This is a genomic window from Corynebacterium pseudodiphtheriticum, assembly GCF_023509295.1.
Classification (GTDB): Bacteria; Actinomycetota; Actinomycetes; order Mycobacteriales; family Mycobacteriaceae; genus Corynebacterium; species Corynebacterium pseudodiphtheriticum.
Genome location: NZ_CP091864.1, coordinates 1,209,523 through 1,224,878 on the forward strand (window position 1 = coordinate 1,209,523; position 15,356 = coordinate 1,224,878).

The 15,356-nt window shown below is 54.8% G+C and carries 14 protein-coding genes; 6 read left to right on the plus strand and 8 right to left on the minus strand.

The features are described from left to right. The first annotated feature begins 60 nt into the window (after positions 1-60). Positions 61-1,200 carry a tyrosine-type recombinase/integrase gene (locus L9H78_RS05390; RefSeq protein WP_488211980.1) on the plus strand — a complete coding sequence of 380 codons (1,140 nt, stop codon included), beginning with the start codon at positions 61-63 and terminating at the stop codon, positions 1,198-1,200. Between the two features lie 909 nt (positions 1,201-2,109). On the opposite strand, the gene L9H78_RS05395 is transcribed toward L9H78_RS05390, so the two are convergent. Both L9H78_RS05395 and L9H78_RS05400 read right to left on the minus strand, forming a co-directional pair. Beyond that, complete coding sequence (locus L9H78_RS05395) at positions 2,110-3,183, minus strand: AAA family ATPase (RefSeq protein ID WP_249619485.1); 1,074 nt, start codon at positions 3,181-3,183, stop codon at positions 2,110-2,112. 137 nt (positions 3,184-3,320) lie between these two features. Then, positions 3,321-3,977 carry an HNH endonuclease gene (locus L9H78_RS05400; protein ID WP_249619486.1) on the minus strand — a complete coding sequence of 219 codons (657 nt, stop codon included), beginning with the start codon at positions 3,975-3,977 and terminating at the stop codon, positions 3,321-3,323. 954 nt (positions 3,978-4,931) lie between these two features. Between L9H78_RS05400 and L9H78_RS05405 the strand changes: the two genes are divergently transcribed. Next, positions 4,932-5,483 carry a recombinase family protein gene (locus L9H78_RS05405; protein ID WP_249619487.1) on the plus strand — a complete coding sequence of 184 codons (552 nt, stop codon included), beginning with the start codon at positions 4,932-4,934 and terminating at the stop codon, positions 5,481-5,483. Positions 5,484-6,293: 810 nt separating this feature from the next. Here L9H78_RS05405 and L9H78_RS05410 read toward each other — a convergent pair. Next, on the minus strand, positions 6,294-6,632 hold the full coding sequence (locus tag L9H78_RS05410; RefSeq protein WP_249619488.1) for an antA/AntB antirepressor family protein: 339 nt from the start codon (positions 6,630-6,632) through the stop codon (positions 6,294-6,296). 960 nt (positions 6,633-7,592) lie between these two features. Between L9H78_RS05410 and L9H78_RS05415 the strand changes: the two genes are divergently transcribed. The 4 genes from L9H78_RS05415 to L9H78_RS05430 are packed head-to-tail and all read left to right on the plus strand — an operon-like array spanning position 7,593 to position 11,027. Further along, positions 7,593-8,510 carry an ABC transporter ATP-binding protein gene (locus L9H78_RS05415; protein ID WP_024272921.1) on the plus strand — a complete coding sequence of 306 codons (918 nt, stop codon included), beginning with the start codon at positions 7,593-7,595 and terminating at the stop codon, positions 8,508-8,510. A 4-nt stretch (positions 8,511-8,514) separates the two neighbouring features. Beyond that, on the plus strand, positions 8,515-9,276 hold the full coding sequence (locus L9H78_RS05420; protein WP_249619489.1) for an ABC transporter permease: 762 nt from the start codon (positions 8,515-8,517) through the stop codon (positions 9,274-9,276). Further along, complete coding sequence (locus tag L9H78_RS05425) at positions 9,277-10,422, plus strand: sensor histidine kinase (RefSeq protein WP_249619490.1); 1,146 nt, start codon at positions 9,277-9,279, stop codon at positions 10,420-10,422. It begins immediately after the preceding gene. After that, positions 10,419-11,027: a response regulator transcription factor gene (locus tag L9H78_RS05430; protein WP_249619491.1), complete on the plus strand. Its 609-nt coding sequence runs from the start codon at positions 10,419-10,421 to the stop codon at positions 11,025-11,027. Before L9H78_RS05425 ends, L9H78_RS05430 begins: the two co-directional genes overlap by 4 nt. A gap of 122 nt (positions 11,028-11,149) precedes the next feature. Here the strand turns inward: L9H78_RS05430 and L9H78_RS05435 are convergent, their stop codons facing one another. The 5 genes from L9H78_RS05435 to sufD all read right to left on the minus strand — a co-directional run bounded on the left by L9H78_RS05435 (position 11,150) and on the right by sufD (position 15,356). Continuing rightward, complete coding sequence (locus L9H78_RS05435) at positions 11,150-11,584, minus strand: metal-sulfur cluster assembly factor (RefSeq protein WP_021353940.1); 435 nt, start codon at positions 11,582-11,584, stop codon at positions 11,150-11,152. Beyond that, positions 11,584-12,036 (minus strand): Fe-S cluster assembly sulfur transfer protein SufU, encoded by a 453-nt coding sequence (gene sufU, locus L9H78_RS05440; RefSeq protein ID WP_249619492.1) that lies wholly within the window; start codon positions 12,034-12,036, stop codon positions 11,584-11,586. The genes L9H78_RS05435 and sufU overlap by 1 nt, the downstream gene beginning before the upstream one ends. A 5-nt stretch (positions 12,037-12,041) precedes the next feature. Continuing rightward, entirely contained in the window at positions 12,042-13,283 is a 1,242-nt protein-coding gene (locus tag L9H78_RS05445) for a cysteine desulfurase (protein ID WP_249619493.1), read from the minus strand. A gap of 73 nt (positions 13,284-13,356) precedes the next feature. Continuing rightward, the gene (sufC, locus tag L9H78_RS05450) at positions 13,357-14,112 is read right to left on the minus strand and encodes a Fe-S cluster assembly ATPase SufC (protein ID WP_021353942.1); all 756 of its coding nucleotides are present in this window, start codon (positions 14,110-14,112) and stop codon (positions 13,357-13,359) included. A 77-nt stretch (positions 14,113-14,189) separates the two neighbouring features. Beyond that, positions 14,190-15,356, minus strand: coding sequence for a Fe-S cluster assembly protein SufD (sufD, locus tag L9H78_RS05455; protein WP_249617178.1), 1,167 nt, complete (start codon positions 15,354-15,356; stop codon positions 14,190-14,192).

Genomic DNA, 15,356 nt, shown 5'->3' on the forward strand with positions numbered 1-15,356 from the left:
GGTTTGAACCCGTTTCTGCACCGGATTGGGCACAAATTGGGCACAAAAAACACGGGAAACGTGAGACAACTATCCTCCGGCAACTGGCAAGCCAGATACACCGGACCGGACGGGCTACGCTACACAGCCCCAAACACTTTTGCGAGCAAAGCGCTAGCCCTGGACTACGTGGAAACCCAACAGGCCAAAATCAGGTTGAACCTGTGGGAACCACCGGCACCTGCCAAACAGCCAACCGGGAACCTCAGCGTTGCGCAATGGTGCCAACAGTGGCTAGCCAGCCACAGGCCACAGCTACGGGATTCATCCCACACCACGTACCAAACGGTTATGAAAACCCGGATAGCGGGGTATCCCCCGTTCCACAAGCTCAGGATCAGCAAACTATCCAAAGACCACGTACGCACGTGGTGGCAGGCGATGGTGGCACTCACCCCGGAAACAGGCAACCGAAACAACAAGGCGTATAAGCTACTCAGAACAGCCGTAGACGCGGCTGTGGACGCCGGGATACTGGAAACCAACCCGGTGGTCATCAAAGCCTCACACAGGCGCACAGCGCCGCTAAAACACAAGCAGCTACCCACCGATCAGGAACTGTTGGCGATACTCAACAACACCCCGGCGCGCTACAGGCTTGCCGTAGCCTTGTGCCTGTTCCACGGGTTGCGCGTGGGTGAATGTTTGGCGTTGCAGCGTCGCCACGTGGTGCGCGTGGCACACGGTTGGGTTGTCAGGGTCGAAGCAACCCTGGTTCGTGTTCCCGATCACACCGGGCACATGGTGATGAAACGGCAACCACCCAAAACACGGGCAGGCTACCGTGATGTTCCGATACTCAAAGAACACCGGAGCCTGGTTGTCAAGCACCTGGCAGAATACGTTGAACCCCGTTCCGAGGCTCTGGTAACCACCACAGCCACCGGTGGCACCGTGATGGACACAAGTTTTAGGTCAGTGTTTCACCGTGCCAAAAGCAAAGCCGGGGTTAGCAGCGAAATCACCCCGCACTACGGACGCAACTGGCTTATCACCCGGTTGGCAGAACAACAGGCAACACCCACCGAAATAGGCAGAATCCTTGGTCAATCGGATCTGTCCACCATTTTGCACACGTACATGCGTGTGCGAGAGCACAGGCCGAGTGAGCTTATGGCTGCTGTGAGCATAGAATCCACAGACCACCACCGCGCCGGGTAGCTTGTGCACCCGTCGAAAACCTAAACCAAAGCCCCGTGGCTTGTGCACGGGGCAACCATCAACAACCCCGGTGGTGTTATCCACCGGGCTGTTAGTCAGGTAGTTTTTCCCCAAACGGGGGAAAAGTCTGTCAGTGATATAAAACACATTGGGCTACGGTGGCAGCCGTAGCACACGGTTGGTGTTGGACACTGTTGGCTTCGGCAACGGTGGACAACCAATGTTGTGTAACGCGGGCCTGTTTGGCCCGCTGTTGGCTTATGAGACACAGGGGTTTAGATCCCCTGTGGATCAATCAATCAACAACCGTAAGCCCTACGCTCTTGTGGCTTCGGGCTAACCATAAACAACCACAGGCCGTGTTGGTCCACGGCCGTAGAAAAACTGTTTACACAGCGAACCCTGTGGTTCGCTTGTTGGTTACCCCATCGGCAACCCCTCCGGTTGCCTCCAACATGGTTCAACCCCTTTGTTGGGGTTTCACCTAAACCAATCCACCTACCGGCCGTTGCTACGGCCTTACGGTGGTCGTATCACCACAGCCCCAACGGCTGTGATGCTACTCACTTTAGAAATGGTTTAGGCGGCCTCCGAAGGCCGCCATAACAACAGTTGGTTTTTCACCTGCGAACACGCCTGTTGGTTCAGGCGTATTCTTCGGTTCAACAGCTCAGACGTTTAGCAGCCCGCCGGGGCTGCCAAAGTCTTTCGCTTGGTATCGTTCACCCCTCCGGAGAATCGGCGCGAAGCCGCCGTAGGGGTTCACTCAGTGGGGGATATATAAGGGGGGTGCAGGTTGCAGGTGCATTGCTGTGACCTGCATAAACGCTAGAGAGTGCAACCGTGCCGGGTTGCACCCAAAAGCCTGTGACCTGCACGTTTACAAAACAGTGCAACCTATGAGGTGCATCACATTCTAAGCTTGTCGCCTGCCTCGTAGCAGCCTCTAGCCCGTGGATCACTGGACTTAACCAACAGGCCACACTTAACCAGTGCAGGCAATTTTTTGCCACTCAACGTTTTAGCACTTAGCCCTGCATCGCTAGCAATATCCTCAGCCACCCCGGCAACGGTGGTTGCTTTGGAGCCTACAGCCAGCCGCGCTATTGCAGCGTTGTTGTCAAGGGTTTGGCTATCCCTTTGCCTGCCAGCCTCCGGCTTATCGTCACTGTCATCAACCAGCGTCAACCCCTCCGGGGCAAGCATCGCCTGCAACCGTTCGTCTTCACCGTAGTTGTTCAACACCACAATCTCACGCAACGGGTTGGACCGGTTGCGCTCATCCGGCCTGTGCACCTCAACACGGGTACGTGCGAGCTGTGTAGCTGCACTGTTTCCGGAGGGCCTGTGAATGGTTTGCCCCTGGAATTTGGAATCAGTCGCATGACCAACCAGTAGCACCGGAACACCCAACGAATCCAAAAGTTCCCACAAGTTGCCCCACGGCTCACGCTCGTTAATGTTTTGATCCGTGGGTATAATCCCGGTGGCGTGGTCGAACACAGCAAACCCGTAGCCACCGATGGCAATCAGGTCTGCAACCTCTGCAAGCCGTTCCGGCTTTGGGTTAATGCCAACCGGAACCAAGACCACTCGGTCATCAGGTGCAACGCCTAAATCGTTTAGACGGTCATCGTAGGCGTAATCATCACCCGCGTCCGTTGTGACAATCACCACACCGTCAACCGTTTTCAGTGGTTGCCTACCCAAAAACGGCTTACCGTCCAACAGACTGGCCACAACGTTGGCCACCACAAACGACTTACCCACCTTCGACTGCCCGTAAAGGTACGTCAACGAACTGGACACAAACCCGGGAATTAAAAAATGCCGCGCCGGGTCATCTGGTTCATCAGCCAGTTCTGCCCGTGTTTTAGCCTGCAAACGGTGCTTAAGCAATGACGCCACCCCGGCGTTGGTGAGTTCCCCGGTGGAATCGTCAAAGAACACAGGGGCCTGTTGCTGTTTTTCAGCGGTTAACACAAAAATCCTTTCACACAACAAAAAACGGACACAGCACCCCGAAGCAACCTCACTGGTCAGAGTCTTCCGCTCAAAATTGAGCGTAAGTCCTAACCTGCAACAAGCCACCCCGGGGGTTGGTTACAGCTCAGACGGGCCTAACCGACGGCCTCAAACTCTGGTTCACGCATGAACGTGTGCATGTACTCGCAAAACAGCATCTCAACCGGTTCACCCACCGGTGCAGACTGTTTGACTGGTTGTGTCCAGCACGCTTTTGTGAGCTGTTCCACCGTCACCGGGTCAGCCGGGTGTTCACGGCTGGCCAGGAATTGAACAAGGTGTTTGCTGTGTTTTTGCTTGTTGCAGCTGGCACAGCACGGGATCAGGTTTGCTTTGGCGTGGCCTTTGGACCCTTTCAGACACAACGGTTCCAAATGGTCAATGTTGAAAAACTCAGGTGCGTCTTTGTCCATGCTCAGGACAACGTCACAGTATGCGCAACGGTTCGGGTCCAAGCCCCGGCGCGTCCACTCTTTCAGCACCTGTTCCCGTGTCACCCGGTAGGCGCGGCGGCCACACTGTTTAGCCTGTTTTGCACCGTTGTACAGGCGGCTTTGCAGCGGGGTTCGGTCTTTGCCACCTGAACGGTTGGCTGCCAGCTTGCAATCCCGGCAACGGTTTTCGTAGCCGCGGTAGTTGGACTTGTTGGGTGCCATCTGTGTTTCGGGTTTGATCTCGTTGCACGTTCTGCACCGGCGTTTACCCTGTTGTGCGAGCTGTTCGCGTTCGGTGTTGTAGTCTGGGTTTGGCAAGTGTTAACCTCTTTCTTGGTTGTGGAGCGGTTTGTTTTTCCACGGGCTTGCACCCCGTGAACACCGCTGTTGTTTGAACAATCGTCACAGCCTGTTGGCTGCTGTTTACTACCCCGGTCCATCTGATCCGTCTACTGCGTTGCATGACCGTGGACAAGGCTAGCCCTTCCAAGTTACTCTTAGCCGAAGGCTAAAGCAACATAAACGTTTGTGGTGTTTGTCACCTTAGAAACCTGTACAAGACCGGAGACCCGCATTACCTTGCGGTCTGGAACCCGGGGCGAGGGTATACCCCGTGGGGTGCACCAACAGCACCCGCTACAAGCCCGTCTGAGGTGTTAAACCACCGTGGCAAGGCAATCACCCCAACCGCTTGCCTAAAACCGCTTAAACGAGCGTACAGCCAAAACGGCTTTGTAAAACACCTGGTCACAGCCTCGCAAAAACAGCTAAAAACGGCTGGCCCAACCGATACACCCACCAACCGGTAACCGTGTATCCCTACACCCGGTAGCCGGGGCTGTACCCCGGCGGTAGCACCTGCCTAGCCAACCGGACCACGCCGGTGCCCTGCACCCGGCAACCCCGAAGCCTGTGCACGCCACAGCCCAACCGAGGCCACCGGAGGGTGTGCACCTACCCAACACCACAGCACCTGCCAGTGCACGGGACACCGGAGGCCACAGCACCCCGCGTGTATCCGGCAACCGGTAGCCGCGTTGCAAACGAGGCCCCTAGCCTTGCAACCCCGGCGCGCCGGGGGAACCAACCGAACCACGGTTGTCCAGTGTCTAGCCGTGTGTCTAAACAGGGTATACCCAAAATGAACACGCACCGGGTAAGCAAAACACCGTAAAAACAGGGTGGTTAACAACCCGTTTTGACACATGTATACCCGGGTCTTAGACTTTGCTTATACACACACCCCCGGATCAAGCAAAGGAACCCACCGCTATGGCCATCGTTGGATACAAACGAGTTTCAACGGTTGAACAAAACACCAACCGACAGTTGGACGGTGAACACGTTGACAAGGTGTTCGTGGACAAGGCCAGCGGAAAAAACAGCCACAGGCCACAGCTGCAGGCGGCTTTGGACTACGTGCGAGACGGTGACACGCTGGTTGTGCACAGCATGGACCGGTTGGCCAGAAACCTTGACGATTTGCGCAGCATCGTAAAACAGCTCACCACCGACGGTGTTCGTGTCCGTTTCGTCAAAGAATCACTAACGTTCACCGGTGAAGATTCCCCCATGAACACCATGCTGTTGTCCATGCTTGGTGCGGTTGCAGAGTTTGAACGGTCCATGATCCTGGAACGACAACGTGAGGGAATAAAAATTGCCCAACAACAGGGCAAATACAAAGGGGGTAAGCCGAAACTCAGCGACCAACAGGTCACAGAACTTAGGGCACGCAAAACCGGCGGGGAAACGGTTACAGCGCTGGCCAAAGAATACGGTGTGACACGCGCCACCGTGTACAACTACCTGGCCAACCGGTAACCAAACATGCAGGTCAGGATTTTTTGCCATTTTTGGCAAAAAGTTCTGATGTCACTTTTACTCAAAAATGAGTAAAACCCACAGGCCAAAGAATTTACGCCAATTTTGGCGAAAACCTCAGGCAAGACTTTTTTCGAAAAATCGAAAAAATACCGGCGTGACTTTTGTACAAAAATGTTCAAAACCAACGGCTAGGAGTTTTCGACAAAAATGTCGGAAACTAATGGCTAGGGGTTTTTCGGAAAAATCTGAGAAACTCCGGCAACATCATGGGCGTTTTCATTCTCAGCTGTGAAACCCAACAAGGTACAGACCACATGCACAGGGGTTAACAACCGAACCCACCACAGCCCCGGCGCGCCGGGGCATCAACAAACCCTTTCGCGTTTCAAACGCGATGGGGCCGAAGTCGAACACTGTGCAAACACCGTTGGTGCGTCCGTCTCAACGAGCGCAACGAACGGGAACAAGCCACAGTTGCCACCACCAGAACACCACGGTCTAAGCGACGCATAGCCTCACCCGTGGTTGTTTGTCGTCTGCACAAGGCTGTTAGACGGGTTTAAACCCCGTTGGGGCACCCTCTGACACCTGTAATCGGTTCTAAGCCGTCTACGGGGCTTGTGGCAGCCCCAAACCGTTGGAAACAACCGACTAAGACCATGAATAACCGCGGATCGTATCAGCTACTCAAATTTGAAAACCCCACACAACCGCGTTGTGTGGGGTGATACGTGCTTGGTTCAAGCCTTTGTAGAAGGATGAGACCATAATAACTCGTTTTAGCCGTATGTTCAAATCCGGCTTTGATCAGGGAAAAGACTTTCGGACAATTTTGTCCGAAACCACCGGGGTCATCTGAAACAGCTCAGGGGTTAGCTCCGGCTGGAGCTGCTTCATGCGACGCTCGCACTCGATGAAATACTGGCGAGCCTGACGTCCACGGTCGTTGTTTTGAACCATGGACAACTCCTTGGCCATGTCAAGCGTGAGGATGTGGTCTTGTTGCGGGCGGCCACGTCCGGTATTTTTCGACAAATTTGTCGAAAAATCCTGACCTGCGACAAAGCCGTATTTTTCGATTAGGCGGGTAATCCATCGGCTGTAATGTTCTTTGGATTCCAGGAACTCGTGTAGGTCTCGACCCATGACGGCTTTACCCCCGTCTGGGTTGGTGTGTACTGGGATTAGTTCTGTTGAAGCAAAGCCAGGACTACAACCCCGAAGCCTGTTCTACGGCAACAACAAAACCCGGCGCGAACCCTACGCGCCGGGCCTGTACAGTCACCGCCACCGGAGGTTGTTAGACGCTGGTGGTTTTGTGCACCGGCAAGTACCTACCAACCATGACAACGGACCCAACAAACTCTGCACAGGACATAAAAAACTTTGACGCATCAACCCGTTCACCGAACCGGGTGCTGCCAGCCTTGAACCCGTCTCTGTCCTCTGCAATCAACGTAAACCCTCCTTCGGGATCCGATAGCAGCAAAAACTTGTCACCTTTGTCAACGATCATTGTGACCTAAACCTCTTTCCTTGTTGTGAAAACGTTTACAGCAACCAGCACCGGGGCCACCAAAACCGTGTTCGATCGGTCCTGTTGCTGTGCACAGCGCCGGGAAACCCGGCGACTACAAAACACAGCCGCAAAACCAACCGAAAACAGCCGCAACCGTGCCCTGATTTTGGGCACGAATTGGGCACGCGCCGGGTGTAAGCTGGTTTCACCGGGAAAATTCAACGCAAAAACAGGGTTTAACCAGCGGTTTTAAAAACCGTTGGGGGTCGCAGGTTCAAATCCTGTCAGTCCGACAATAGCCCTGGCAGGGCAATGTTTCAGGTTAGCCTTATCTGATTCTTCCCTGTTCTGGGCAAGACGTACTCACTATCCGAATCCCGGCAATCCTTCCGGAATCCGCCAAAGCTCTCTGCCGATAGGTGTGATTCTGGTTTGATAAGGCACGCTAGTATCCAGCTGCTCATTGGTTCGTAATAAATAGAGACTTGGAAGTGCGGACGTTTTGTACCCCCCATGACAAATATCATGGGTGATTTCATGACGATTTCCATACGGCCACGAATCCCCAGATCATTAGCGTTGTCCGTATGAAAGCAATGCAGCAAACACAAGCCATTGAAGTTTCAGGAGCGAGTAAAACCTTCAACGCACACTCTCGTTCACCGGTACACGCATTAAAGAACGTGGACCTTTCCGTTCAACGTGGTGAGATCGTCGCGTTGCTCGGAACCAACGGAGCAGGCAAGACTACTTTAGTGGACCTCATCTTAGGGCTTAGCAGACCGACGGCTGGAACCGTCGAAGTCTTGAACAACTCCCCCAAACTCGCAATTTATAGGCAGAACATCGGTGCGCTAATGCAAACCGGTGGGCTACTGCACGAAATGACGGTGCAGGACACTGTAAAGATGATCGCCGCTACCTTCCCCCGCCACCTACCGCTGGACGACGTTGTCAAGCAAGCCAACCTGGAGCCAATCTACACCCGCCGCGTCGGCAAATGCTCCGGCGGTGAGCAACAACGCATACGCTTCGCATTGGCCATTCTGGGTAACCCGGACATCCTCATCCTGGACGAGCCCACCGCGGGAATGGACGCAGGCGCGCGCAGCCAGTTTTGGCAATCGATGAGGCGCCAGTCTGAACAGGGCCGCACGATCATCTTCACCACCCATTACCTGAAAGAAGCTGAGGAGTTCGCCGAGCGCATCGTACTGATGCACAAAGGCGAAATCATCGCCGACGGCACCACCTATGAGCTGCAGAATATGAGCTCTGAGCGCATCGTCACCGCTGAGTTCCCAGGCGAAATCCCGGAACTCGCGGACATACCGGGCGTGACTGCTAATGAAATTCACGGCCATCATCTGCGTCTGGTGAGTCAGGACTCTGATGCTCTGGCCCGCTACCTGTTATCGGAAACTGATGCCCGCAATCTCAGCATCACCAATCCCAGCCTAGAAAACATGTTCCTTGAGCTGACAAACCAAAACCAGGAAATCTAACCCCATGAGCACTACACTAAAATTCACCGGCCAGGAATTGCTGCGACTGCGCCGGGACATGACCACCTTGTTTTTCAGCGTTGTTTTGCCGGTCTTCTTTTATCTCGTTTTTGGCGCATCTCAGCCCTACGGCGCTCAGGAAATGAATGGCGGAAACGTCTCCGCCTTTGTCATGCTGGCCATGGCTTTGTACGCGGGCGTCGTCGGAGCGGTCGGTGCGGCTGGTTCGGCGTTCACTGATGATCGCAGTGGCTGGGGGCGGCAATTGGCTCTTACTCCACTGCGTAGTTGGCAACTCGCTTTCGCTAATACACTCAGCATCACGGTACGTGCGGTGCTTCCTATCGCAGCGGTATTCATCGCCGGCGCTCTCACCAACGCACACTTGCAAGCAATTCAGTGGGCAATAAGTTTCTTCGCTTGTGTTATCTGTGCCATTCCTTTCGGATTTTACGGCTTAGCTTGGGTCTTGGTGGTTCCGAAAGAAAACACAGTGGCGATCGCCACGGCCTCCATCGTGATCCTTGCCTTCGCGGGAAACGTGTTCATCGGCCTCAGCGGCACCCTGCTGCAAATCGCTCGATTTACCCCAATGTACGGTGCAGTCACACTGGTGCGCTGGCCTCTGGCCGAAGGTGCACAGCTGCAGCCGACAGGAATGATCTTCGATCCTATGTGGTACTCCTGGGCTAACATCACGATATGGACGGCCGTATTCGTTACTCTCTGCCTGTTGATGCGTAACCGCGACAAGGAGCGAAACTAAATGCACCATAGTGACATTTTTCGACGAACTGACTTCATCTCTGCTTCGGTATCGCTCCTATTTTTGTCACCACTCATGGTGCAGGTGTACACCGCTCCACAGCTCAGTACCGGGGACAAGGCATGGGTCACCGTCTGCGTGGGGTCTTTTGCTGCCTTCTATAGCTTCGCCTTTGGCTCGCTGGATTATTTTCCGCGAGGTTGGGATCGGCAGCCGCGAGCGCTTCTCCGATGGAGCGTTCTGCTTGCAATTGCCCTGGCCACCGCACCGGTGATCAGCATAGGAGTAGCGAATTTCGCCCCATTTCTGGCCGCGATGTTGGGTTTCACCTTGCCGCTGAAGAAATCCCTGCCCATCGTAGTCGCAACCGGCGCAATCGGTGCCGCGGCAGTGTGGCTCTGGGCACCGCAAAACCCGATCTGGCCCGCCGTACTCCTTTTCGGCATACCGTTGGGGCTGGTTGTACCGTTGGGACTGGTGGTGTTGGGCGCATTTATCCAATATGAAGAATCTCGCGACGAACTTCGACACAAGCTAGATCTAGCGCAGCAACGCGAAGATATCGCCACCGACGTCCACGACCTGTTAGGGCACTCCCTGACGGTTATCAACTTGAAATCCGAGGTCGCACGACGAGCCATCGATTCTAATCCTGAGCAGGTACGGCAGGAACTGAACGAGATCAGCGAGCTATCGCGCACGGGGCTAGCCGAAGTTCGCTCCACCGTGACCCGCATGCGCACCCCCACCTTCGCTGGCGAACTGCAAGCAGCACGCCGGGCTTTGGAAACTAAAGAAATTACTGCGCACCTACCCGAGCCGTTAACGACACCGGGCGCTCACGATTCGGTGTTTTCCTGGGCTCTACGAGAGCTCACGACGAACGTGCTACGACATTCGGGAGCGACTGAGTGCTGGATAAGTATCACAAACACTAAGCTGCAGGTAAAAGATAACGGCTGTGGTTTTCAATGCCAGTGGACGCATACGAAGGGCGGGCTGTCAGGCTTGCGCGAAAGAATTGAAGCCGCCGGCGGACGGCTGATCATACAACGCAAAGAGGGACTTAGCACCGTGCTGGTTTCCATGAGCGATGACAACACACTGATCGATGACGGCGCTGTGACGGAGGAATCTACCCTATGACCACACCGATCCGAATACTGATCGCCGAAGACCAATCGCTGGTACGCGGCGCGCTAATTGCGCTTTTAAACGCCGAATCCGACATCGAAGTCGTCGCCGAATGCGCCACAGGCACCGAGGCTGTGCGGCTCGTGCGGGAAAAATCGGTTGATGTAGCCCTGCTAGATATCGAAATGCCTGGGCTCAACGGGTTGGATGCAGCGGTGGAGCTTTCTGGCGAGTCCTGCCGTTGCATAATCGTCACAACTTTCGGCAGAGTTGGGTACGTCAAACGTGCAGTGGAAGCCGGGGTGGACGGGTTCGTCGTCAAGGACACTCCACCAGAACAGCTTGCCGACGCTATCCGCCGGGTGCAGTCCGGTATGCGTGTGATAGACCCAACGCTTGCACAAGAAAGCTTATTGACTCCCGATAATCCGCTAAGCAGACGAGAAGGTGAGGTCTGCCAGCAGCTATTCGAGGGTAAAAACTCGGCTGCCATAGCCAGAGCGTTGTTTCTGTCACCGGGAACGGTGCGTAACCATATTTCCAGCATCATGGCGAAAACGGGAGCGGGTAACCGTTACGAGGCGGCATACCTGGCGAAGAAGAACGGCTGGATCTAAAAATTGGATTGATCAGTGCCCGACATAATAGGGTGTACAGTTCGACACCCCGCCACTAGTAGAACTAGCAACGGGGCGTCGAATGCTTCTGCTGATCAGATCAGAAGCTAAAGGTACGGCGGCTATACTGCGAAGCCAAGAGCACGCAATTGTTCACGACCTTCGTCCGTGATCATCTGCGGGCCCCATGGCGGCATCCATACCCAGTTAAGCTCGAGCTCATCACACTTGGTGTTAGCTACTACGGCTTGCTCAGCCTGTTCAGCGATGACATCGGTCAATGGGCAGGCTGGCGACGTCAGCGTCATGTTAATGACGCAACGTGTCTTTCCGTCCTTTTCTTCAATCCAAAGGTCATATACCAAGCCCAGATCAACGACGTTGATGCCCAACTCCGGGTCAATGACGTCGCGAAGAAATTCTTCACAGTCATACGCCAAGCTCAGTTGTTCTTCTGTCTGCTCCGGTTTTTCACGCGCACCATCAAATGAGGAATTCTCATTCTGGTACGGATCAACCGGCTGGTCAGAAGATTGTGTTTGAGTATTCTCAGACATTATTTCTCCAATTCATTCAGCGCATCCGCGGTCGCGGATTGGAACGCTTTCCAACCCAACAGAGCGCACTTCACGCGGGCTGGGTACTTCGAGACACCAGAAAACGCGACTCCATCTCCAATGATGTCTTCGTCTCCTTCAGCTTTGCCTCGTGAGGTGATCATCCGCTCAAACTCAGCGAGCTTTTCCATCGCGCGGTCACGAGACATACCAATGATCTCTTCCGCCATTACCGAGGTCGACGCTTGCGAGATTGAGCATCCAACAGCGTCGTACGAGACGTCCTCGACGGTCCGCCCGTCATCAGACAACTGCACCCGCAGCGTGAGCTCATCGCCACACGATGGGTTCACGTGGTGGACTTCAGCCTGATACGGCTCACGTAATCCCCGGTGTTGCGGGTTTTTATAGTGATCTAGAATCACTTCCTGATACATCGATTCGAGATTCATCTAGATCAGACTCCAAAAAATTCTTGAGCATGCACGATGCCGTCGGCAAGCGCATCGATTTCTTCGGTGGTGTTATACAAGTAAAAACTTGCACGCGCAGTGGACTGCATTCCCAGGCTGCGGTGTGCCGGCCAGGCGCAATGGTGACCGACTCGCACGCACACCCCGCGATCATCCAGTACCTGACCTAAATCATGCGGGTGTACCCCATCCACTACAAACGATACTGCCCCGCCCCGGTTTTCTGTATCCAGCGGACCTGCAATCTGAACTCCAGGAATGGCAGAGAGTTTCTCCAAACAGTATTTGGTTAGTTCTTGCTCATGCGCGTGGATTTCGTCCATCCCGATTTCTTGTAAGAACTTGACGGCTGCCCCCAAACCAACAACTTGGCTGGTCATCTGGGTTCCCGCCTCAAACCGCTGCGGTGGTTCGGCGAAAGTCGTCTTTTCCATTTTCACGACTTCAATCATGGAGCCGCCGGTCAAAAATGGCGGCAACTTCGCCAGTAGATCTGGTTTGCCGTACAAGACACCAACCCCAGAAGGGCCGCACATCTTGTGGCCCGAAAACGCGGCAAAGTCCACATCCAATTCCCGGAAATCCACGGGCATATGCGGCACCGACTGGCAGGCATCCAAGACCACCAGTGCGTCAACCGCGCGAGCACGCTGGACAACTTCGTGAACGTCGACCACAGCACCAGTAACGTTGGACTGGTGGCTGACCGCAACCACTTTCACGGATTCATCGAGCTCAAGTGAATCCAAGTCAATGCGGCCGTCGTCCGTGGCCCGGTACCACTTGAGAGTGGCACCAGTTTTCTCACACAACTCCTGCCACGGAACCAAGTTAGCGTGATGTTCCAGCTCGCTAACCACCACGGTATCTCCTTCGCCGACGTACAGGTCCTCGGAGCGGGGGTCAGCGAAGGTAAATGCAACCAGGTTCAATGCTTCTGTCGCGTTCTTTGTGAACGCAATTTCAGCACCGTCTACACCGACGAAGTTGGCGATGGCCTCACGAGCATCCTCGTAGGCGTCGGTAGCTTCCTCAGCCAATTGGTAGGCGCCGCGGTGCACGGGCGCGAAAGAATTCAGGACGAATTCCTTTTCCGCTTCCCACACCACCTCGGGGCGTTGCGAGGTCGCGCCAGAATCCAGATAGACCAAAGGATGATCGCCGCGAACCGTACGCGACAGGATCGGAAAGTGTTTCCGAATTGCGTCGGTATCCAAAGTAGACATCGAGATGTTAAACCTAGTTTCTTCGTTTCTTCGTATCAGCGCAAACGTGGCCAGAGGAAGTTACTGGCTGCGTTTACATGAACTGATCGTAACCGCTGGACTCAAGGGTGTCGGCCAATTCAGCACCGCCAGTTTCGACGATGCGTCCTTTAGCAAACACGTGAACGAAGTCAGGGTTGACGTAGTTCAAGATGCGCTTGTAGTGGGTGATCATCATGATTCCGCCATTGGTTTCGTCCTGGTAACGGTTGATTCCGTCAGAGACGATACGCAACGCGTCAACGTCAAGGCCGGAGTCAGTTTCGTCCATGATGGCGAATTTTGGTTTCAGCAGACCCAGCTGCAGTACTTCGTGGCGCTTTTTCTCACCACCGGAGAAGCCTTCGTTGACCGAGCGCTCACCGAAGGACTTATCGATGGACAGCGCCTCACGGGCTTCGTTGACTTCCTTGACCCACTCACGCAGCTTTGGTGCTTCGCCGCGAACGGCAGATACTGCCGAACGCATAAAGTTCGACGAGGAAACGCCAGGAACTTCGGTTGGGTACTGCATGGCAAGGAACAGACCGGCCTGCGCGCGCTCGTCGACTTCCATCTCTAGGATGTTTTCACCGTCGAGAAGTACTTCGCCTTCAGTGATTTCGTAACGAGGGTGACCCGACAAGGCGTAAGCCAAGGTCGACTTGCCGGAGCCGTTTGGCCCCATGATGGCATGAGTTTCGCCCGACTTGATGGTCAGGTTGACGCCTTTCAGAATTGGCTTTGGCTCTGCGGTCTCATCCGACGGCAGCACCTGAGCGTGCAGATTCTTAATTTCCAAGGTAGACATAGCTCACTCTTTCCGTGGTTATAGGTCGTGCGTGTAGGGGCGACTGGAGCCGCTGCCCTAGCGATTTCGATTTCGTGTTATGCCGAGATGCTTGCGAGTTCGTCGTCGACTCGCTTTGCCAAGTCTTCGCGCAAGTTCTGCACTGGAATGCGGTTGATGATCTCCAAGAAGAAGCCACGGATAATCAAACGACGTGCCTCTCCTTCTGGGATACCGCGCGACATCAAGTAATAAACCTGCTCGTCGTCGAACCTGCCGACGGTTGCAGCGTGACCAGCTCCAGCGATCTCGCCGGTTTCGATTTCCAAGTTCGGGATCGCATCTGCGCGGGCACCATCGGTCAGCAAGAGGTTGCGGTTAACCTCGTAGGTGTCGGTGTTTTCTGCGTTTGAGCGAATCAGAATATCGCCAACCCAGCACGAGCGGGCGTCTGGCTTGGAGGAGCCCGGTGCTCCCTGAATCGCGCCCTTGTACATGACGTTGGAACGGCACGATGGCTGCGAGTGATCCATCAGCAGGCGGTTTTCGAAGTACTGCCCTTCGGAAGCGTAGTACACGCCCAGCAATTCCGCATCGCCACCTGGCGCACGGAAACCGACGCGAGGAACCATGCGAACGATCTCGCCGCCGAAAATGGCTGCGTTGTGGCGCAGGGTTGCGTCACGTCCCAGAGAAGCAACCTGGTGTGACAGGTGCACTGCATCATCATCCCAGTCGGCATCAACCACGACGTTGACGTGGGCGCCGTCTCCGATGACAAATTCCACGTTGTCTGCGTGCGTGCCAGAGCCCTGGTAGTTCAATACGACGGTGACCTCAGCATGGTTGCCGATCTCTACCGAAGTGGCGCCGAAGGACGTCACATCGTCGCCTGCACCGGTGATCGTAATGACCACGGCATCGTCGTACTGCTTGTCACCGTCAATGGTGATGACCTGACCAGCGAGCATCGAAGTCCAAGCTTGCGCTGCGACACGGTCTGCCGGTGCGCCCGCACGTCCCAGACGGGAATCGTCCGGAGCAACTTTTTCGCTCTTGACGCCACCTTGTTCGCTTACGCTGATGTTTTGTTCCACGACCTTAGAAAAAGTGCCATCGTGTAATCCCCGCAAGCTACGCAATGAGATATAGCGCCACACTTCGTCACGACCACTTGGCACCTGGAAGTCATCGACGTTAAATGACGTGAACTGGTCGCCCTTCGTGGCCGCTTTCGTGGTGTTGAATTCGTTGGAGTTAACCAA

Excerpts from the sequence above, each read along its gene's own strand:
- L9H78_RS05405 (WP_249619487.1), top strand. The coding sequence starts at position 4,932 with ATGGCCATCGTTGGATACAAACGAGTTTCAACGGTTGAACAAAACACC.
- sufC (WP_021353942.1), bottom strand. The coding sequence starts at position 14,112 with ATGTCTACCTTGGAAATTAAGAATCTGCACGCTCAGGTGCTGCCGTCG.
- L9H78_RS05430 (WP_249619491.1), top strand. The coding sequence starts at position 10,419 with ATGACCACACCGATCCGAATACTGATCGCCGAAGACCAATCGCTGGTA.
- L9H78_RS05445 (WP_249619493.1), bottom strand. The coding sequence starts at position 13,283 with ATGTCTACTTTGGATACCGACGCAATTCGGAAACACTTTCCGATCCTG.
- L9H78_RS05435 (WP_021353940.1), bottom strand. The coding sequence starts at position 11,584 with ATGTCTGAGAATACTCAAACACAATCTTCTGACCAGCCGGTTGATCCG.
- L9H78_RS05410 (WP_249619488.1), bottom strand. The coding sequence starts at position 6,632 with ATGGGTCGAGACCTACACGAGTTCCTGGAATCCAAAGAACATTACAGC.
- L9H78_RS05425 (WP_249619490.1), top strand. The coding sequence starts at position 9,277 with ATGCACCATAGTGACATTTTTCGACGAACTGACTTCATCTCTGCTTCG.
- L9H78_RS05415 (WP_024272921.1), top strand. The coding sequence starts at position 7,593 with ATGAAAGCAATGCAGCAAACACAAGCCATTGAAGTTTCAGGAGCGAGT.
- sufU (WP_249619492.1), bottom strand. The coding sequence starts at position 12,036 with ATGAATCTCGAATCGATGTATCAGGAAGTGATTCTAGATCACTATAAA.
- L9H78_RS05420 (WP_249619489.1), top strand. The coding sequence starts at position 8,515 with ATGAGCACTACACTAAAATTCACCGGCCAGGAATTGCTGCGACTGCGC.